At 72.8% G+C, this 17891-nt stretch carries 19 protein-coding genes; 12 read left to right on the forward strand and 7 right to left on the reverse strand.

The genetic code is table 11. The features are described from left to right. Nucleotides 1-49: 49 nt before the first annotated feature. Entirely contained in the window at nucleotides 50-265 is a 216-nt protein-coding gene (locus ACGFIB_RS29625; RefSeq protein ID WP_142572404.1) for a dodecin, read from the forward strand. Between the two features lie 127 nt (nucleotides 266-392). Here ACGFIB_RS29625 and ACGFIB_RS29630 read toward each other — a convergent pair whose 3' ends face one another. Beyond that, a complete protein-coding gene (locus tag ACGFIB_RS29630; protein ID WP_393376406.1) occupies nucleotides 393-1775 on the reverse strand; it encodes a metallopeptidase TldD-related protein in 1383 nt (460 codons plus the stop codon). Then, nucleotides 1772-3268 (reverse strand): TldD/PmbA family protein, encoded by a 1497-nt coding sequence (locus ACGFIB_RS29635; RefSeq protein WP_393376408.1) that lies wholly within the window; start codon nucleotides 3266-3268, stop codon nucleotides 1772-1774. Before ACGFIB_RS29635 ends, ACGFIB_RS29630 begins: the two co-directional genes overlap by 4 nt. 77 nt (nucleotides 3269-3345) lie before the next feature. Between ACGFIB_RS29635 and fabG the strand changes: the two genes are divergently transcribed. The 3 genes from fabG (at nucleotide 3346) to ACGFIB_RS29650 (ending at nucleotide 5515) form a co-directional block, all read left to right on the forward strand. Next, nucleotides 3346-4050 (forward strand): 3-oxoacyl-[acyl-carrier-protein] reductase, encoded by a 705-nt coding sequence (fabG, locus tag ACGFIB_RS29640; RefSeq protein ID WP_142572401.1) that lies wholly within the window; start codon nucleotides 3346-3348, stop codon nucleotides 4048-4050. Nucleotides 4051-4071: 21 nt separating this feature from the next. Next, nucleotides 4072-4836 (forward strand): enoyl-ACP reductase FabI, encoded by a 765-nt coding sequence (gene fabI, locus ACGFIB_RS29645; RefSeq protein ID WP_142572400.1) that lies wholly within the window; start codon nucleotides 4072-4074, stop codon nucleotides 4834-4836. A gap of 256 nt (nucleotides 4837-5092) precedes the next feature. Continuing rightward, nucleotides 5093-5515 (forward strand): helix-turn-helix domain-containing protein, encoded by a 423-nt coding sequence (locus ACGFIB_RS29650; protein WP_393376410.1) that lies wholly within the window; start codon nucleotides 5093-5095, stop codon nucleotides 5513-5515. Nucleotides 5516-5605: 90 nt separating this feature from the next. Here ACGFIB_RS29650 and ACGFIB_RS29655 read toward each other — a convergent pair whose 3' ends face one another. After that, the gene (locus ACGFIB_RS29655) at nucleotides 5606-6706 is read right to left on the reverse strand and encodes a hypothetical protein (protein WP_393376412.1); all 1101 of its coding nucleotides are present in this window, start codon (nucleotides 6704-6706) and stop codon (nucleotides 5606-5608) included. Nucleotides 6707-6858: 152 nt separating this feature from the next. Continuing rightward, the gene (locus tag ACGFIB_RS29660) at nucleotides 6859-7797 is read right to left on the reverse strand and encodes an aldo/keto reductase (protein WP_393376414.1); all 939 of its coding nucleotides are present in this window, start codon (nucleotides 7795-7797) and stop codon (nucleotides 6859-6861) included. A 35-nt stretch (nucleotides 7798-7832) separates the two neighbouring features. Here ACGFIB_RS29660 and ACGFIB_RS29665 point away from each other — a divergent pair, with 35 nt between their 5' ends. The 6 genes from ACGFIB_RS29665 to mshC all read left to right on the forward strand — a co-directional run bounded on the left by ACGFIB_RS29665 (nucleotide 7833) and on the right by mshC (nucleotide 12832). Then, on the forward strand, nucleotides 7833-8651 hold the full coding sequence (locus tag ACGFIB_RS29665; RefSeq protein WP_142572398.1) for an undecaprenyl-diphosphate phosphatase: 819 nt from the start codon (nucleotides 7833-7835) through the stop codon (nucleotides 8649-8651). Further along, nucleotides 8648-9349, forward strand: coding sequence for a histidine phosphatase family protein (locus tag ACGFIB_RS29670; RefSeq protein ID WP_142572397.1), 702 nt, complete (start codon nucleotides 8648-8650; stop codon nucleotides 9347-9349). The genes ACGFIB_RS29665 and ACGFIB_RS29670 overlap by 4 nt, the downstream gene beginning before the upstream one ends. A 9-nt stretch (nucleotides 9350-9358) precedes the next feature. Further along, complete coding sequence (locus ACGFIB_RS29675; RefSeq protein ID WP_142572396.1) at nucleotides 9359-9934, forward strand: DUF3090 domain-containing protein; 576 nt, start codon at nucleotides 9359-9361, stop codon at nucleotides 9932-9934. Between the two features lie 55 nt (nucleotides 9935-9989). After that, nucleotides 9990-10751: an SCO1664 family protein gene (locus tag ACGFIB_RS29680; RefSeq protein ID WP_191052913.1), complete on the forward strand. Its 762-nt coding sequence runs from the start codon at nucleotides 9990-9992 to the stop codon at nucleotides 10749-10751. Between the two features lie 94 nt (nucleotides 10752-10845). Next, the gene (locus ACGFIB_RS29685) at nucleotides 10846-11610 is read left to right on the forward strand and encodes an NRDE family protein (RefSeq protein ID WP_317984866.1); all 765 of its coding nucleotides are present in this window, start codon (nucleotides 10846-10848) and stop codon (nucleotides 11608-11610) included. A gap of 10 nt (nucleotides 11611-11620) precedes the next feature. Further along, nucleotides 11621-12832 carry a cysteine--1-D-myo-inosityl 2-amino-2-deoxy-alpha-D-glucopyranoside ligase gene (gene mshC, locus ACGFIB_RS29690; protein ID WP_357168359.1) on the forward strand — a complete coding sequence of 404 codons (1212 nt, stop codon included), beginning with the start codon at nucleotides 11621-11623 and terminating at the stop codon, nucleotides 12830-12832. A 141-nt stretch (nucleotides 12833-12973) separates the two neighbouring features. On the opposite strand, the gene ACGFIB_RS29695 is transcribed toward mshC, so the two are convergent. From ACGFIB_RS29695 to ACGFIB_RS29705, 3 genes are all read right to left on the reverse strand, one after another. Further along, a complete protein-coding gene (locus ACGFIB_RS29695) occupies nucleotides 12974-13561 on the reverse strand; it encodes a snapalysin family zinc-dependent metalloprotease (RefSeq protein WP_393376416.1) in 588 nt (195 codons plus the stop codon). A gap of 174 nt (nucleotides 13562-13735) precedes the next feature. Beyond that, nucleotides 13736-13876, reverse strand: a complete 141-nt coding sequence (locus ACGFIB_RS29700; protein ID WP_191052910.1) for a hypothetical protein — start codon at nucleotides 13874-13876, stop codon at nucleotides 13736-13738. A gap of 16 nt (nucleotides 13877-13892) precedes the next feature. After that, nucleotides 13893-14525 carry a class E sortase gene (locus ACGFIB_RS29705; RefSeq protein WP_393376418.1) on the reverse strand — a complete coding sequence of 211 codons (633 nt, stop codon included), beginning with the start codon at nucleotides 14523-14525 and terminating at the stop codon, nucleotides 13893-13895. Nucleotides 14526-14882: 357 nt separating this feature from the next. Between ACGFIB_RS29705 and ACGFIB_RS29710 the strand changes: the two genes are divergently transcribed. Further along, a complete protein-coding gene (locus tag ACGFIB_RS29710; protein WP_393376419.1) occupies nucleotides 14883-15890 on the forward strand; it encodes a hypothetical protein in 1008 nt (335 codons plus the stop codon). Nucleotides 15891-15908: 18 nt separating this feature from the next. Then, a complete protein-coding gene (locus tag ACGFIB_RS29715) occupies nucleotides 15909-17681 on the forward strand; it encodes a DUF4012 domain-containing protein (RefSeq protein WP_393376421.1) in 1773 nt (590 codons plus the stop codon). The last annotated feature ends 210 nt before the right edge of the window (nucleotides 17682-17891 follow it).

Here is a 17891-nt window from a genome sequence, read left to right on the forward strand (position 1 = left end):
TTCCCGCACGGCGATACGATCACGCGACAGGCACAGGCAGGAGGACGTGATGTCGGACCGCACCTATCGGGTGAGCGAGATAGTGGGCACGTCGGCCGAGAGCATCGACCAGGCCGTTCGCAACGGCGTCAGGCGGGCCGCCCAGACGCTGCGGCACCTGGACTGGTTCGAGGTGACCGAGGTGCGCGGGCACATCGTGGACGGCGAGGTGGCCCACTTCCAGGTCGGGATGAAAGTCGGCTTCCGCCTTGAGGACGCCGAATGAGGCCCGAATGAGGCGACGCGAGGTCCCGGCGCCGGCCGGCGGAGCGCTCTTCCGCTCCGCCGGCCGCTGACGACCCACGACCCATGCGACCGGTGGCGGAGTCGCGACCCCGCCGGGTGACGAATTGTCAGCTGGCCTGGCTGACCGTCGACATGTTGAAGTCGGGCACCCGGACGGGCGGCATGACGGCGCGGGTGAACCAGTCGTTCCACTCGCGCGGCAGCGTCTGCTCGCTCGGGCCCACCTCGCCGAGGCGGCCGAGCAGGTCGACCGGCGACTCGTTGAACCGGAAGTTGTTGACCTCGCCCACGACCTCGCCGTTCTCGACCAGGTAGACGCCGTCTCTGGTCAGCCCGGTGAGGAGCAGCGACTGCGGGTCGACCTCCCGGATGTACCACAGGCAGGTCAGCAGCAGGCCCCGCTCGGTCGAGGCGATCATCTCCTCCAGCGAGCGGCCGCCCTCGGGCCCCGTCATGATCAGGTTGTCGATCTGCGGGGTGGCGGCGAGCCCGGTCAGCTCGGCCGAGTGCCGGGTCTGCACGAGGTTGGTCAGCGTGCCGTCGCTGATCCACTCGGTGTGGGCCAGGGGCAGGCCGTTGTCGAACACCGACTGCTCCCGGCTGGAGGAGTGCGCGACGACGAACGGCGTGCACTCGACGCCGGCCCGCGCTGGATCGCTGTGCAGCGAGATCGGCATTGTCGAGAGCCGCTCGCCCACCCGGGTGCCGCCGCCCGGCCGGGAGAACACGGTGCGGCCGTCGGCGGCGTCCCGCGCGCCGGCCGACCAGTACAGGTAGATCATCAGGTCGGAGACCGCCGTCGGCGGCAGGAGCGTCTCGTAGCGGCCCGGCTCCAGGCTGATCCGCCGCTTGGCCCAGTCGAGCCGGCGGGTGAGCGTCTCGTCCAGGGCGGCCACGTCCACGTCGGAGAAGTCGCGGGTGGCCACGCCCGTCCAGGCCGAGCGCGTCATGTCCGCCGACTTGGCGTTCAGTTCGAGCCGCCCGGTCGGCTGGTCGTGACGCACCCGCAGGCCCGCGGACGATCCGACGAACGTCGAGGTCACGCCGTGCTCGGCGAAGCCGTACAGCCGGCGTCCCGAGGCGTCGGCGGCGGCGAACGCCTCGCCGAGCGCGGGGGCGAAATTCCCGAACACGTCGATGGAGGTCGGCTCCACCGGGCGCTCCCACCCCGCACCGGCGGCGCCCTCCACCAGAGGCCGGGCGTCCTCCGACGGCCGGGCCTCCCGCGCGGCGCGATCCGCCGCGGCCACTACGTCGGCCAGCTGGTCGGCCCGTACGGCGGAGCGCGAGACGACCCCCACCCCGGCGCCCACGACGGAGATCACGGTGAGCCGGGACGAGCGGGCGACCCCGTTGGTCGTCAGCGTGTTGCCGGCGAAGCGCAGGTTGGCGGTCGAGCCCTCGTCGGCGATGACGACGCAGCCGTCGGCCTCGCTCAGCGCGAGCGCCCGCTCCACCGTCTCCTGTGGTGTGGTCACCCCGTCGCTCACTTGCTGCCACCCTCCTGGACGGTGTTGAGGATCCGTACGCCGCGGAACAGCGCGGCCGGAGCGCCGTGACTGACCGGCGCGACCTGGCCCGGCTGGCCCTTGCCGCAGTTGAAGGCGCCGCCGAGCACGTACGTCTCCGGGCCGCCGACGGCCTCCATGGAGCGCCAGAAGTCCGTCGTGGTCGCCTGGTAGGCCACGTCGCGCAGCTGCCCGGCCAGGCGGCCGTTCTCGATCTTGTAGAACCGCTGGCCGGTGAACTGGAAGTTGTACCGCTGCATGTCGATCGACCAGCTCTTGTCGCCGGCGACGTAGATCCCGCGCTCGACGCGGGAGATCAGCTCGTCGGTGGACGGGCCGTCCGCGGCCGGCTGGAGCGACACGTTGGCCATCCGCTGGATCGGCACGTGCCCGGGGGAGTCGGCGAACGCGCAGCCGTTCGACCGGCCGAGCCCCTTGAGCAGCGCCATCCGCCGGTCGAGCTGGTAGCCCACCAGCGTGCCCTCGCGGACGATGTCGAACGACTGGCCGGCCACGCCCTCGTCGTCCCAGCCGACGGTGGCCAGTCCGTGCTCGACCGTGCGGTCGCCCGTCACGTTCATCACCGGAGAGCCGTAGTGCAGGCTGCCGAGCTGGTCGAAGGTGGCGAAGGAGGTGCCGGCGTAGGCGGCCTCGTAGCCGAGCGCCCGGTCCAGCTCGGTCGCGTGGCCGATCGACTCGTGGATCGTCAGCCACAGGTTCGACGGGTCGACCACCAGGTCGTACGGCCCGGCCTCGACCGAGGGCGCCTTGAGCTTCTCGTCCAGCAGGTCGGCGATCTCGGCCAGCTCGGCGGGGAAGTCCCAGCCGGTGCCGGTCAGGTACTCATAGCCCCGGCCGACCGGCGGGGCCAGCGTGCGCATGTCGTCGAACCGGTCGCCGTCGGCCCGCATCGCGGTCAGGACGGGGTGCAGCCGCACGCGCTGCTGCGTGGTCACCGTGCCCGCCGTGTCGGCGTAGAACTTCTGCTCCTTGACCTGCATGAGCGAGGCCGAGACGTGGTCGACCCTGCCGAGCAGGCCGGACGACCACTCCGCCAGCAGCGCCGCCTTGTCCGGCAGCGGCACGTCGAACGGGTCGACCTCGTAGGCCGACACCCAGGTCACGTCGTCGTACACCGGCTCGGGGGCGAGCTCCACCGGCTCGCGGTTGATGGGCGCGCTGACCGCCGCCACCCGCACGGCCTCCTCGGCGGCCCGGGCCGCCGCCTCCGGGGTCAGCGCGATCCCGGACGCGAAGCCCCACGTGCCGTCCTTGATCACCCGTACGGAGAAGCCGAGGTCGTCGGCGTCCGAGGAGCCCTCGAGCCGGGCGTCGAACAGGCGCAGCGTCTCGGCGCGCACGCGTTCGAGCCGGAACGAGGCGTGCTCGGCTCCCAGGTCACGGGCGCGCTGCAGGGCCGCGTCCGCCAGCCGCCGCAGTGGCAGAGCGAGGAAGTCGGGGTCGATCTGGCGCATGTCCACGATCCTAACCCTGTGATCTTGTGCCCTGCGGACAAGTGGACTACCCCCAAGTAGCCGATACGGTCGGTCGCATGGTTCGCTCTGTACTCGTCACCGGCGGAAATCGCGGCATCGGCCTCGCGATCGCCCGCGAGCTCGCCGCCGCGGGGGACGCCGTCGCCGTCACCTACCGTTCCGGCGAGCCCCCTGAGGGGCTGTTCGGGGTTCGCTGCGACGTGACGAGCTCCGCCGACGTCGACGCCGCCTTCGCGAAGGCCGAGGCCGAGCACGGCCCGGTCGAGGTGGTCGTCGCCAACGCGGGGATCACCAAGGACACGCTGCTGCCGATGATGAAGGAGGAGACCTTCACCGACGTCATCGACACCAACCTGACCGGCGCCTATCGTGTCGCCAAGCGGGCCGTGCGGCCCATGTTGCGCCTGCGGCGCGGTCGTATCGTGTTGATCTCCTCCGTCGTCGGCCTGTCCGGCTCCGCCGGCCAGACCAACTACGCCGCCTCCAAAGCCGGCCTGGTCGGCTTCGGCCGGTCGCTGGCCCGCGAGCTCGGCTCGCGCGGCATCACGGTCAACGTGGTGGCGCCCGGATTCGTGGAGACCGACATGACCGCGGTGCTCGACGAGGCGCAGCAGGAGCAGATCCGCAAGAGCATCCCGCTCGGGCGGCAGGCGCAGGCGGAGGAGGTCGCACGGGTCGTCAGGTTCCTGGCGAGCGACGACGCCTCCTACATCACCGGGGCGGTCATCCCCGTCGACGGCGGCCTCGGCATGGGCCACTGAGCGGACAGACTGGAGCTGGACATGGGTTTGCTGGACGGGAAGCGACTGCTGGTCACCGGCGTCCTCACCGACGCGTCGATCGCCTTCAACGTGGCCAGGCTGGCGCAGGAGGAGGGCGCCCAGGTCGTGCTGACCGGTTTCGGCCGCCTCAGCCTGGTCGAGCGCATCGCCAAGCGACTGCCCGAACCACCGCCGGTGATCGAACTGGACGTCCAGAACACCGATCACCTGGACACGCTCGCCGACCGCGTCGGCGAGCACCTCGACGGGCTGGACGGAGTCGTCCACTCGATCGGGTTCGCCCCGCAGACCTGTCTGGGCGGCAACTTCCTCAACACGTCGTGGGAGGACGTCGCCACGGCGGTGCACGTCTCGACGTTCTCGTTCAAGTCGCTCGCCGTCGCCTGCCTGCCGCTGATGAAGGAGGGCGGCTCGGTCGTCGGCCTGGACTTCGACGCGACCAAGGCGTGGCCGGTCTACGACTGGATGGGCGTGGCCAAGGCCGGGCTGGAGTCGTGCTCGCGCTACCTCGCCCGTGACCTGGGCAAGCACGGCATCCGGGTCAACCTCGTCGCCGCCGGTCCGCTGCGCACGATGGCGGCCAAGAGCATCCCCGGGTTCAAGGAGTTCGAGGACTCCTGGCCGGAGCGCGCGCCGCTCGGCTGGGACCTGGCGGACACCGCCCCCGCCGCCAAGGCGTGCGTCGCGCTGCTGTCCGACTGGTTCCCCGCCACCACGGGCGAGATCGTGCACGTCGACGGCGGCGTGCACGCGATGGGCGCCTGACGGCGCCCCGTTCGCGACATCCCGCCCCTCGTCAGGGGCGGGTTCACGGGCCGCGGCGGCTTGCGGATCTTGCCGCGGCCCGGCGCTCCGCTCAGCATCTGGCGTGTCTGACGCCGCCCGTTCTCCGGAGCGGGCCTGTGGACGGTCAGGCGTGAGCGTGGCGCCCGGGCCGCCCCGTCCTCGTACGCTCCGGGGACGGCCTGGCCCGCGACGACGTTGCCGCAGAACTCGTGTGCGCAGAACTCGTGTGGGGACCATGGGACGACCAGAGCGCCACCTCAGCCCCGAGGAAGGGCCCGTGCAGGCGTTCGCCGTCGCGTTGCGGCGGCTGCGCGAGGAGGCCGGGTCGCCCACCTACCGGGCCCTCTCGGAAAGGGCGCACTACTCGCCCACGGTGCTGTCGCAGGCCGCGAGCGGCCGTGTCCTCCCGAGCCTGGAGGTCACCCTCGCCTTCGTACGGGCCTGCGGGGGCGACGAGGAGGCGTGGGCGGGGCGCTGGCATCGCGTCGGCGCGGAGATCTCGGGGCGGACGGCGGAACCGCCGGAACCGGCCCCGGGCGGTGAGGGGCCCTCGTCTCCGGCTCCCGGCGCTGCCGAGGCCGTCTCACCGGCCGAGGACGGCGGCGGGCGTGGTGAGCCGTGGTGGCGGGCATGGCGGTGCGCACGATCACGGCCCTGACGGCGGGCTCCGTGACGCGCACGATGCCGGCCCTGATCGGCGGAACCCGTCGATCGGCAGTGCGCAGCTCCGGCCGGTACGCTGCCGCGCTCAGGCGAGCCGGTGGCGTCCCGTCTTCCCCGGCAGCCGCAGGCCGCCCTCGAAGGGGATCGACTCGTCCGGCTCCTCCTGCCCGGCACGCGCCCGCCGGGCCGAGACCACGCGGGTGGCGAGCAGCGCCGACAGCAGCAGAACCGCGGTGAGGGCCGTCCCGGCCGCGTCGTAGGTCCGATGGTCCCGAGCGCGCGCGCCCGCCGGGGCGCCGCGCAGTTCGGGCAGTTCGGGCATCTTCTGCCCGGGCCACAGGAGGGGGATCACGCCGTCCTCGTCGGGGTCCACCTTCGCCGCGCGGCCCGGATCCGGAGTGTCCTCGAGCGCCGCGACGAGACGCGGCCGGTAGGGCTCGGGCGAAAGGGTGCCCTCGGGCGTCAGGGACGCCTTGGGCCGTGTCGCCTTCTTTCCGGCCGCCTGCGTCTTTCCGTCGTCCTCGTCGCTCTCGCGGCGCTCAGCGGACGCGCAGCCCTCGCCGGCGACCAGGGGCAGGCAGGTGTCCTGCACGGCGCGGGTCAGCCCGTCGGTGAGCTTCTGGACGCTGGGGGAGGGGCTGTGGGCGGCTGCGCCCGTCACAGCTCCGGTCGCGCCGCGCACCGCTTCCGTGGCTCCGCTCACCGCTCCCGTGGCGCCGCTCACCGCTGTGCCCGCCGCGGTCGCCGCCGCGGTCGCCGCGGCGGTCGCGGTGCTCGTTGCTCCGCGCGCCGCCGCGGTCGCGGTGCTCGTTGCTCCGCGCGCCGCCGCGGTCGCGGTGCTCGTAGCCCCGGTGAGCGTCTGTCCGGCCTTGTCGACCGCCTTGCCGACGTCGTTCACCGCCGTGCCCGCGGCTCCGGTGGTCGTCTTCAGCGTGTCGTCCACGGCCTTCGTGACCGGCTCCGTCAGCCCGCCGGTGGCCTTGTCCGCGACGTCGGTGACGCCGTCCGTCAGCTGGCCCACGCCGTCCACCAGGGAGCAGACGCCGCCGGTGATGCCGGAGACCAGGCCGCCGCCTCCCGTGCAGTCGAATGCCTGTGCCGGGGATGCGGCGAGAGGGAGTCCTCCGCCCAGGGTGATCGCGAGAGCCCCGGCGGAGATCGCGGAGGCCTTGCCTACGATCCCCATGTGTCCCCTTCCGCAGTGCTCTGGTCCATCCCCCGACATACCCGCCACTCTTCGCCCGAGCGCGGGGTTATGCAGTAGAAAGTTGCAGTTCGGTATCGATGTGTGATACGTGAGGACGATTCTCGTTCGCCGTCCACGTCCGGCACGGCGGATCAGGGGTCGGAGACGTCGTCCAGTGCCTCGCGGATCTCCCACGGCAGTGTCAGCTTCTCGGCCTGTAACACGCCGAGGAGTTGCGCGTGGGTGCGCGCGCCGACGATCGCCGACGACACGCCCGGGCGGTCGCGCACCCAGGCGAGCGCCACGGAGAGCGGCGACACGCCGAGCCCCTCAGCCGCCGTCGTCACCGACTCCACGATGCTGCGGCACCGTTCGTCCAGGTACGGCCGGACGAACTCGGCGAAGTGCGGGGTGGCGGCGCGGGAGTCCGCGGGAATGCCGGTGCGATACTTGCCGGTCAGCACGCCGCGCCCGAGCGGCGACCAGGCGAGGACCCCGGCGCCCACGTGCGCGGCGGCCGGCAGCAGTTCCTCCTCGGCCTCCCTGGCCAGCAGGGAATACTCCACCTGCGCCGCGACGATCGGGGCCCGCGAGTCGCCGCACCGCTGCCACGTGGCGGCGGCGGCGAGCTGCCAGCCCGTGTGGTCGCACACGCCCGCGTAGGCCGTACGCCCGGTGGAGACGGCGAAGTCGACGGCGGCGAGCGTCTCCTCCAGCGGCACCCGGGGGTCGAACGCGTGGAGCTGCCACAGGTCGACCTCCTCAAGCCCGAGCCGGGCCAGGGAGGCGTCGAGGGCGCGGATCAGGTGACGGCGGGAGGCGTCGCGCTCACCGCTGGGAGTGAGCACGGCCTTGGTGGCGATGACCAGCTCCGAGCGCGGCACCACGTCGCGGACGAGCCGGCCGATCAGGCGCTCGGCGTCGCCGCCGCCGTACACGTCCGCGGTGTCGATCAGCGTGCCGCCGGCTTCGGCGAAAGCGGTGAGCTGCGCCGTCGCCTCCTCGGCGGAGGTGTCGCGGGCCCAGGTCATCGTGCCGAGCCCGATCCTGGACACCGACAGACCGCTGCGCCCGACTAGTCGCTGGTCCATGGTGCGGACAGACTAGCCGATAGGCTGTCCGCACCATGGACGTACTACAGGCGATCGTGCTCGGGCTCGTGCAGGGTCTCACCGAGTTCCTGCCCATCTCCAGCTCGGCACACCTGCTCATCGTGCCGAAACTGGCCGGGTGGGACGACCCCGGCGCCGCGTTCACCGCGGTGATCCAGCTCGGCACCATGCTCGCGGTGCTCATCTACTTCTGGCGGGACATCGTCCGGATCACCTGGACCTGGCTGCGCAGCCTGTGGACGCCGGAGCTGCGCGGGGACCTCGACGCGCGCATGGGGTGGTACATCGGGCTGGGCACGATCCCGATCGGTGTCGCCGGCCTGCTGTTCAAGGACGCGATCGAGGGCCCGGCCCGCAACCTCTGGCTGAACGCGGCCATGCTCATCGTCTTCGGCCTGCTGCTGCTCGTGGCCGACCAGATGGGGCGCAAGAAGAAGGAGGTCGCCGACCTCAACATGCGCGACGGCCTCATCATCGGCGCCTGGCAGATGCTGCCGCTGATCCCCGGCGCCTCCCGCTCGGGCTCCACGATGACCGGCGCGTTGTTCCTCGGATACACGCGCGAGGCGGCCGCCCGCTACTCCTTCCTGCTGTCGATCCCGGCGGTGATCCTCTCGGGGCTGTTCGAGCTGCGGCACGTCGGCGACGGCGGCGGCCCGCCTCTGGCGCCGACCGTGATCGCGACCGTCGTGGCGTTCGCCGTCGGATACGCCTCGATCGCCTGGCTCCTGCGTTACGTGGCGCGTCACTCGACCACCGTCTTCGTCGTCTACCGCGTCTTCGCCGGAACGTTCCTCCTCACTCTGCTGGCTCTCGGGGTGGTGCAGTCATGACGACCGTTCTTCTCGTACGGCACGGCCTCACCGCGATGACCGGTCCCGTGCTGGCCGGCTGGACCCCCGGCGTCCACCTCGACGAGCGCGGCCGGGAGCAGGCGCGCGCGGTGGCGGAACGGCTCGCGCCCCTGGAGCTGGACGCCATCGTGTCCAGCCCGCTGGAGCGGTGCCAGGAGACCGCCGCCGCCATCGCGCAGGGCCGCCCCGTCTCCGTGCAGACCGACGACAGGTTCGGCGAGTGCGGATACGGCGACTGGACGGGCAGGCCCCTGAAGGAGCTCGCCGAGGAGCCGCTGTGGCGGGTGGTGCAGGCGCATCCCAGCGCGGCGGTGTTCCCCGGCGGGGAGGCTCTGGCGGAGGTGCAGAGCCGGGCCGTGCGGGCCGTACGCGACTGGAACGAGCGGCTCGGCGAGAAGGCCACCTATCTGGTGTGCAGCCACGGGGACGTGATCAAGGCGATCGTGGCCGACGCGCTGGGCCTGCACCTGGACCAGTTCCAGCGGATCACGGCCGATCCCGTGTCCGTCACGGCGATCCGCTACACCGCCCTGCGTCCCTTCCTGCTCAGGGCGAACGACGTGGGCGGGGGAGTGGCCGGCCTCATACCTCCGCCGGAGGAGCCGGAGGACCACGACGGGGGAGAAACCCTCACCGGAAGCGATGCCGCCGTCGGCGGTGGACCCGGGACCGCATAGGGTCGGGTTATGCCGGTCTTCGACTACGATCCGCCTGACAGGTTCGTGGCCGGTGCCGTTGGGCAACCGGGCGCGCGAGCCTTCTTCCTGCAGGCCCGAGGGCAGGGCAGGATCACCACGGTGGCGCTGGAGAAGTTCCAGGTCGCCGTGCTCGCCGACCGCCTCGACGAACTGCTCGACGAGGTGCTGCGACGCAGCGGAGGGCGCGCGCCGGTCCCGGCCATGGCCCCCGCGGAGCTGGCCGACGTGGGGCCGCTCGACCTGCCGCTCGACGAGGACTTCCGGGTGGGCACGATGGCGCTCGCCTGGGATCCCGAGACCGCCCAGGTGATCATCGAGGCGCAGGAGGCCTCCGAGGACGACGAGGACGACGAGGAGGACGAGCCGCCGTTGGACGACCGGCCCGAGCCCGCCGTCCTCAGGGTGCGGATCAGCGCAGCCGCCGCCCGCGCGTTCAGCCGCCGGGCGCTGGAGGTGGTCGCCGCGGGCCGTCCGCCGTGCCCGCTGTGCGGTCGGCCCCTCGACTCCGAGGGCCACATATGCGTCCGCCTCAACGGTCACCACCCCGGAGGGCTGTCGGCGTGAGGCGCGGTGTGAACAGGTGGAAGGGCGGCCTCGCGCCGCGCGGGCGAGGAACCGGATGACGGCCGAGGGCGAGGCGAGCATCAGCGACGTGGATGGGCCGGGACTGGACGACGCGGCGGCCATGCGCCTGCTGCGGGAGGGCACCTTAGAAGTGGCGGGACGACTCGTCGAGGCCACGAACATGACGCTCTACTGCTCCATCAGGAACGGCGAGCACGCGGCGGCGTGCGTGTACAAGCCGGTGCGCGGGGAGCGGCCCCTGTGGGACTTCCCCGACGGCACGCTCGCGGCCCGGGAGGTGGCCGCCTACGAGGTGGCGGCCGTCACCGGATGGCGCATCGTGCCGCCGACCGTCTACCGGGACGGCCCCTTCGGCCCGGGGATGGTGCAGCTGTGGATCGACGCCGATCCCGAGACCGACCTCATGGCCCTGATGCGCAGCCGCAACTCCGCCCTGCGCCGCATGGCCGTGTTCGACGCCGTGGTGAACAACGCCGACCGCAAGGGCGGCCACCTGCTGCCGCTGCCCGACGGGCACGTGTACGGGGTCGACCACGGGGTCTGCTTCGCGGTGGAGGACAAACTGCGCACCGTGCTGTGGCAGTGGCGCGGCAAGACGCTCCCGCGCGAGGCGGTCAACGTGCTGGTGCGGCTGGAGCGCGAGATCGAGCGGGGGCGCCTCGGCCGGCGCCTGCGCGAGCTGCTGACGCAGGCCGAGGTGGAGGCCACATGGGAGCGGGTCAAGAGGCTGGTGGCCACCGGAGTCCACCCGCATCCCTCCGAGGACTGGCCGGCGATCCCGTGGCCCCCGATTTGATCGCCGCACCCAGGCTTGCGCAGAACGAGCGAATTGTGCACTCTGCAGAGGTCTCTACCGATATTGGAGGGAACACGCATTGTGTACGGTCGTCGTGAGCATCGAGCCGGAGGCCGGCACGCCGGTGCTCCTGGCGGGAGTGCGTGACGAGTTCGTCACGCGGCCGTGGATGTCGCCGGACCGGCACTGGCCCGCGTATCCCGGCGTGATCGGAGGCCGCGACCTGGAGGCGGGCGGCACCTGGCTGGCGGCCGACCCCGCCGGGCGGCGGGTGGCCGCGCTGCTCAACGGTGAGGGCGTCGCGGCCCCGGCGGGCAGGCGCCGATCGCGCGGTGAGTTGCCCCTCCTCGCCGCCGCCGCGGGAGAACTCCCACCGGTCGATCTGTCCTGGTATGACCCTTTTCATCTCGTCTTCGGCGGGCTCGACGGCGTACGGCTGTGGAGCTGGGACGGCGTGACCCTGGCCGAGGAGAAGCTGCCCGCGGGCGTGCACATGATCGTGAACTCGGGCTGGGACCGCGGCGCGAGCCGGCCGCGCACCGCCTGGTTCCAGCCCCGCTTCGCGCGGGCGGCCCGGCCCGCGTGGACCACGGGCGGCTCGTCCGAACGCTTCTGGGGGGAGTGGCTCGATCCCGCGTCGGGCGCCGGGGTGCCCTGGGACGATCCCCGTGCGCTGGTCGTGCGGCAGCGGCTGGCGGACGGGCGGGTCTTCGCCAGCCTCTCGATCACGCTGGTCGCCCTCGCGGAGGAGGGGCTGCGCTACGACTTCTGCCCCCAGCCCGACGACCCCGCCACCTGGCACGAGATCGACACCTCGTGGAGCAGACCGGCTGAACCGGTCCGCCGGCCACGCGGATAGGCTTCACCCCATGCGATCGTGGTCTGCTCCGAATGTCCCCAGATTGCCTGGTACGGGCCTTCCGCTCCGTCTGTACGACACCGCTGCCCGTGAGGTGCGGGAGACGGCCCCCTCCGGCGAGGCCCGGCTCTACGTCTGCGGCATCACGCCGTACGACGCCACCCATCTCGGGCACGCCAACACCTACCTCGCCTTCGACCTGGTCAACCGGGTGTGGCGGGACGCCGGCCACGACGTGCACTACACCCAGAACGCCACCGACGTGGACGACCCGCTGCTTGAGCGGGCCGAGGCGACCGGGACCGACTGGCGCTCCCTCGGCGAGCGCGAGATCGAGCTGTTCCGCTCCGACATGGAGGCGCTGCGCATCCTGCCGCCCCGCGAGTACGTCGGGGTCACCGAGACCGTCGGGGAGATCGCCGAACTGATCGCCCGGCTGGCCGAGCGGGGCGCCACGTACGAGATCGACGGGGACGTCTACTTCTCGGTCGCGTCCGCGCCCAAGTTCGGCGCGGTCTCCGGCTACTCCGAGGAGACCATGCTGGAGCTGTTCGGCGAGCGCGGGGGCGACCCCGGCAGGGACGGTAAGCGCCATCCGCTCGACTGGTTGCTGTGGCGGGCGGAACGGCCGGGAGAGCCGTCCTGGGAGTCGCCGTTCGGCCGCGGCAGGCCCGGCTGGCACATCGAGTGCACCGCCATCGCTCTGCGCAACCTGGGCAGCGGCTTCGACGTCGCCGGCGGCGGCTCGGACCTGATCTTCCCCCACCACGAGATGGGCGCCTGCGAGGGGCATGTGGCCACCGGCGAGTGGCCGTTCGCGCGGGCGTACGTCCACGCGGGCATGGTCGGCCTGGACGGCGAGAAGATGTCGAAGTCCAGGGGCAACCTCGTGTTCGTCTCCCGGCTGCGGCAGACCGCCGACCCCGTGGCCATCCGGCTGGCCCTGCTGGCGCACCACTACCGCGAGGACTGGGAGTGGACGCCGGACCAGCTCGCCGCGGCCGAGGACAGGCTGGCGCGGTGGCGGGCGGCGGTGGCCCGCCCGGCGGGCCCCGCGGGCGGCCCGGTGCTGGCGGCGGTGCGCGAGCGCCTCGCCGACGATCTCGATGCCCCGGGTGCGCTCGCGGCGATCGACGCCTGGGCGGCGGAGGAGGGCGACGACGCATCCTCTCCGGCGCTGGTGCGCGACGTCGCCGACGCGCTCCTCGGTGTCGCCCTCTGACCGCGTTTCCTGAACGGGACTCCTGAACCGGACCTTCGCGCGGGCGCCCTCCGGACCGGGCCCCTGAACCGGACCCCTGAGCGGGACTCCGGAACCGGACCCTCGAACGGCGTCCTCAGGCCCGCGCTCCCCTGGAGTCCGTCACCGCGCGGAGACCAGGTCGCCGGCGGCGTCCGCGCGGTCGACGAAGACCAGGCCGGTGCGTTCGCCGGCGGAGAGGGCGGAGCCGGCGAAGTTCGCGTCGACCTCGCTGCGCTCGGCCGCGCTGGGGTTGGCGTTGGTGCAGCTCACCGGGGCACTGTGACCGGACATCAGGTCGGTGCAACGGCCGGTGCGCCGGTCGGGCAGGCCGAGGATGTGCCCGATCTCGTGGGTGGCGATGCGCAGGGGGTAGTAGCCGTCGGAGACCGCCTCCCTGCCCATCCAGATGGTGCCCCGGCCCAGCCTGGTGACGCTCGTGCGGGGCCAGCCGTCGTCGGCGAGCACCACGAAGTCCGCGGGCGTGCCCGCCACGAGCCGGACGTTGCCGACGCGCGCGTTCCAGACCTGTGCGGCCTGGTCCATCAGGGTGCGGAACTCGGCGGCCCGGCTCGCGTCGTACCGCAGCACGCGCACCGCCGCCGTGGCGGTCAGCGGCTCGGCGGCGCGCGCCGGCGACACCGTGATCAGCACGGTCAGTCCCAGGAGCAGGGCCGAGACGGCCCGGAGGAACCTTGATGGGATGTGCATGGGGATCTCCTCGGTCGGGGGACGGCCACCAGAGGCACCGGAGGACCGGCGGCGCGGGCACGCCGGTGATCGGTGGAGTCTCGGGTGGGGCACCCGCAAACGTATGTTCGGCGAGCTCGGCGGGGGACAGGTCAGTTTGCCCCTACTGCGGTGTTATGGCGCCCGGACGCCCGGCTAACCGATCGGCACCCGCGGCGCGAGCCAGGGGAACACGACGTACCACAGCGCGGCCACGGCGGCGCCGCTCAGCAGCAGCACGACGGCCAGCCGGAGCACGGTGCCGCCGGGCAGGCGTCGCCAGAGGAATCGGTACACGCCGGATCTCCCTCGGTCAGTGGTGACGCTCCTCGCGGCGGACGAGCACGCTCTGGACGATCAGGCGCTGCGCCGCGGAGAACTCGGGGTGGCAGGTGGTCATGGTCATCATCGCGGTCGTGGGCCGCCGCCCGGGGTGGTCGGGGACAGGATCGACGACGTCGACCTCGCCGGGATCCACGACCTCCTTGCGCGCCACCTCGTAGGTGTAGCGGGCGTCCCGCGCGTCCACCACGATGTCGTCGCCGCGCCGCAGCTCGTCGATCCGGTTGAACGGCGCGGCGTAGGTGGTGCGGTGGCCGGAGAGCACGAAGTTGCCCAGTTGCCCGGGCAGCGCCGTGCCGGGGTAGTGGCCGGGGCCCTTGCGCAGCTCCGCCGGGCCGACGCCCTCGACGACGGCGAACCGGTAGTGCGCGCCCAGCCGCGGGATGCGCAGCAGCGCCAGGGCGTCGCCGAGCCGCACCGCACCCAGGCCCGGGCCCGCGTGCCCGTCGTGCCTGCCGAAGACCTCACCGAGCCGTCGCTGCAGGACGCGCTGCTCCCGCTCGGTCTCCGCGCCGGTGCCCCACAGCAGGTACGCGTAGAACAGCAGCAGGACCAGCCCCACGGGCAGGCACAGCTCGCCGATGACCCGCGTGACCGCTCTCACGGCTCCGTCGTCTGCTCCGCGCACGGACCGAGTATCGCCTTCGGACATCTCCCGCAGGGGGCCCGCCGGGGGGCGTTGGTGAATTCTTTGGCTCGCCGGACATCCAGGCGTGAGCGCGGCGCGTGTCCCGTTCCTCAATCGCGGGCGCAGGCCCGTACGGTTGACTCACCTGCCCGATCACCTGCGGCGACGCGACTGCGGTCAACGAACCGAAAACCTGGACGATCCTTCGGTAAGCACGGTGCGCCGCGATGGGGCGGCTCCTGGCCAGATGCATATAACAGTCGAGCAGCGAGATATCGCTGGCAATCCGCGCAAATGCTCAAAGAGTTGAGCGGCCGTTATCGGGAGTCCAAAGTGGCACGAAAAAATACAGTACCTATTCTTCTGGCCGCGACGGTCGCGGGCGGCCTGACGCTCGGCGGCACCGCGGCCGCCGCCGCCGCCGTCGCACAGACCTACACAGCGGCGCCGAATGTGGCCATGCAGCCGTACCCGCCCAGGCCCTTCAACCCGTTCGCCTTCGTGTTCCTGGGCCCGGATCCCTTCGCGGAACTGGACGGTCTCGCCCGGGAGGGCGTGCTGGTCGGTGGCCCGGGCGGTGCGGGCGGCGCGGGCGGTGCGGGTGCGGGCGGCGCCGGCGCGGACGGTGCGGGCGGCGCGGGTGCGGACGGTCGCGGTGCGGACGGCAGGGGCGGCAGCGGCGCGGACGGCAGCGGCGCGGACGGCGCGGACGGCGCGGATGGCGCGGATGGCGCGAACGCCGCCGACCATGTCGTCGAGCCGGTCGTGGCCGGCGCGGTCCCGGTCGAGCAGGTGCAGGTCGCGGAGCCGGAGACGGTGAACGACACCAACAACTGCGCCAACGGCAACTGCAACAACAACGGGCCGATGTGGTGGGGCAACGGACCGCAGTGGAACAACACCGGGCCCGGCGCCTGGACCAGAAACGACACGCAGAACGACAACGGCGCGGGCCAGCCCGTCATCGGACCGGGCAGTGCGGGCGGCAACAACGGGATCGTCCCGATGCAGAACGCCGTGCAGAACGCCGAGGGGGCGCCGGAAGGGGTCGCCGAGCCCGCCGTGGACCTCTCCGAGGAGGAGCCCGCGGAGGAGTCCGAGGAAGGCTTCGAGGAGGAGCCCGAGGAGGAGTCGTTCGACGAGGGGACGTTCGACGAGGGGGAGTCCGGGATGGGCCCCCAGGGGGTCATGAGCGGCGGTCCCGGGCCGGTCGCCGGCCCTCAGCTGCCGTTCACGGGTGCGCCGATGGGGGTCGCCGCGGCGGGTGCGGGCCTTCTGGCCGTGGCCCTCGGCTGCACTCTGCTGTCCGCGCGGCGCCGCCGGTCCACCGACGCCAAGTAGACGGGTGCCGAGCAGACGGTGCCTAGGAGGAGGAAGCACAGGCTGGTAGTCGCCGGCCTGTCGTCGCTGGCCCTCGGCCTCGTGCTGGCCGGGGGCTGGTCGGTGCATCTCGGGCTGAGCGTGCGCGAGCACCTGGAGGCGACGCGGGACGCCCTGCTCCGGCTGCGTACCGCCCGCCTCGGGGCGCCGGGCGACCCGCTGGGCGTGACGATCGCGGACGCCCGCCGGCACGCGGAGCAGGCGCGGCGGCTCACCGGCGGCCCCGACTGGGCCCTGCTCACGCACGTGCCGTTCGCGGGGGACGCGGCGACGACGATCCGCGGCCTTTCGGAAGCGGCAGCGGAGCTCACCGACGTGCTGGCCGGAGTCCAGCACGTGGCCGCGCCGCTCATGCCGGGAGGCGGCGCCCTCGCGGGGGGCGATCAGAACCGGACGCTGCAGGTGCTGGACGCGCTGGCGCCGGCCCTCGACCGCGCCGTCGTGCGCATCGCGGCGGCGCGGTCGCGGCTGGCGCGCACCCCCGCCCGGACCGGCCTCGATGTCGTGGACCGGGCGCGCGACACGATGGTGCGGGAGACCGGAAGGGTCCAGGGCTGGGCGGGCGTGGCCGCGAACGTCGCGGCGCTCGCGCCGCCCATGCTCGGCCGCGACGGCCCGCGGCGATACTTCCTGGCGTTCCAGACCAACGCCGAGGCGCGCGGGACGGGCGGCCTGGTCGGCGCGTACGGCATCCTCACCGCCGACCGCGGCAGGCTCGGGATCGCGCGGCTGTCGGCCGACAACGGTCTCACGAGCGGTTCGAAGCCCGTGGTCGACCACGGGCCGCGCTTCCTGGCGCGCTACGGGCCGGGCGCGACCAGCATGCTGTCGGTGTCCAACCTCTCGCCGCATTTCCCGTACGCCGCGAGCACCTGGGCGGGACTGTGGCAGCGTCAGACGGGCCGGACCGTGGACGGCGCCATCGCCACCGACCCGGTCGGCCTGGCCCGCGTGCTGGAGATCATCGGGCCGGTCCGGCTGCCAGGAGGCGAGACGGTCACCGCCGGGAACGTGGTCGATCTCACCGAGAGGGCGGCGTACGAGCGCTACCCCGACCCCGCCGATCGCAAGAAGTACCTCATGAGGATCGCCGGCGCCGTGAGCGAGGCCCTGATCGGGGCGAATCCCGAGCCGGCGCGGCTGCTGCCGGTCCTGTCCCGGCTGGTCGCCGAACGCCGGATCCAGATCTGGAACCGCAGGGAGGACGAGGAGCGGCGGCTCGCGGCGACGCCGCTCGGCGGTGTGCTGCCCGAGCGTCCGGGGCCCTACGCGGCGCTCGTGGTCAACAACTCGGCCGGGACCAAGCTCGACTACTACCTGGGCCGCTCGCTCACCTACGAGCTGGGCCCCTGCCGCCCGGACGGGAAGCGCCCGGCGACCGTGCGGTTCGCGCTCGCCAACGACGTGCCGCGCGAGCACCTGCCCGGCTACGTCACCGACCGGCTCGACTCCCCGGGGAAGGCCCACGTCCCAGGGTCGAACCTGCTGTGGGTGTCGCTGTACGGCGCCGTCGGCGCGGAGGCGACCGGTATGCGGGTGGACGGCCGCTCCTCCGGGTTCTACACCGAGTACGAGCGGTCGCATCCGGTCTTCTCGTCGGTGCTGGAGTTCGCCCCCCGGCAGACGAGGACGGTGGAGCTCGACCTGCTCGAGCCCTACACCGCGGCCGCGCCGGTGGTCCCGGTGCAGCCGCTGGTCCGCCCACAGGAGACCGTGATCCGGCGCAACGACGAGGGCTGCCCTGTGCGGTGACGGGACGCCGTGGTTCGGGACGCCGTGGTGCGAGACACCGTGGGATAGAGGAGCAGTGAGACGGACGGGCGCCCGGGCCGCACGAGGCGGCCCGCGCCCGCGCCCGCGCCTGTGGCGGTGGGGACGGGTGCCCGGGCCCGGGAACGGTGATGGGGCTGGAGACCGTAAAAGGCGGCGTGCCGTGCGCGCCCGCCCGCCAGCCGCGCCCTA

The sequence above is a fragment of the Microbispora bryophytorum genome, assembly GCF_043197435.1.
In the GTDB taxonomy this organism is placed as follows: domain Bacteria; phylum Actinomycetota; class Actinomycetes; order Streptosporangiales; family Streptosporangiaceae; genus Microbispora; species Microbispora bryophytorum.

What these genes read in the sequence shown, in the direction of transcription:
- ACGFIB_RS29625 (WP_142572404.1), top strand. Translation starts at nt 50, where the DNA reads ATGTCGGACCGCACCTATCGGGTGAGCGAGATAGTGGGCACGTCGGCC.
- ACGFIB_RS29635 (WP_393376408.1), bottom strand. Translation starts at nt 3,268, where the DNA reads ATGCGCCAGATCGACCCCGACTTCCTCGCTCTGCCACTGCGGCGGCTG.
- fabG (WP_142572401.1), top strand. Translation starts at nt 3,346, where the DNA reads ATGGTTCGCTCTGTACTCGTCACCGGCGGAAATCGCGGCATCGGCCTC.
- fabI (WP_142572400.1), top strand. Translation starts at nt 4,072, where the DNA reads ATGGGTTTGCTGGACGGGAAGCGACTGCTGGTCACCGGCGTCCTCACC.
- ACGFIB_RS29650 (WP_393376410.1), top strand. Translation starts at nt 5,093, where the DNA reads ATGGGACGACCAGAGCGCCACCTCAGCCCCGAGGAAGGGCCCGTGCAG.
- ACGFIB_RS29655 (WP_393376412.1), bottom strand. Translation starts at nt 6,706, where the DNA reads ATGGGGATCGTAGGCAAGGCCTCCGCGATCTCCGCCGGGGCTCTCGCG.
- ACGFIB_RS29660 (WP_393376414.1), bottom strand. Translation starts at nt 7,797, where the DNA reads ATGGACCAGCGACTAGTCGGGCGCAGCGGTCTGTCGGTGTCCAGGATC.
- ACGFIB_RS29665 (WP_142572398.1), top strand. Translation starts at nt 7,833, where the DNA reads ATGGACGTACTACAGGCGATCGTGCTCGGGCTCGTGCAGGGTCTCACC.
- ACGFIB_RS29670 (WP_142572397.1), top strand. Translation starts at nt 8,648, where the DNA reads ATGACGACCGTTCTTCTCGTACGGCACGGCCTCACCGCGATGACCGGT.
- ACGFIB_RS29675 (WP_142572396.1), top strand. Translation starts at nt 9,359, where the DNA reads ATGCCGGTCTTCGACTACGATCCGCCTGACAGGTTCGTGGCCGGTGCC.
- ACGFIB_RS29680 (WP_191052913.1), top strand. Translation starts at nt 9,990, where the DNA reads ATGACGGCCGAGGGCGAGGCGAGCATCAGCGACGTGGATGGGCCGGGA.
- mshC (WP_357168359.1), top strand. Translation starts at nt 11,621, where the DNA reads ATGCGATCGTGGTCTGCTCCGAATGTCCCCAGATTGCCTGGTACGGGC.
- ACGFIB_RS29695 (WP_393376416.1), bottom strand. Translation starts at nt 13,561, where the DNA reads ATGCACATCCCATCAAGGTTCCTCCGGGCCGTCTCGGCCCTGCTCCTG.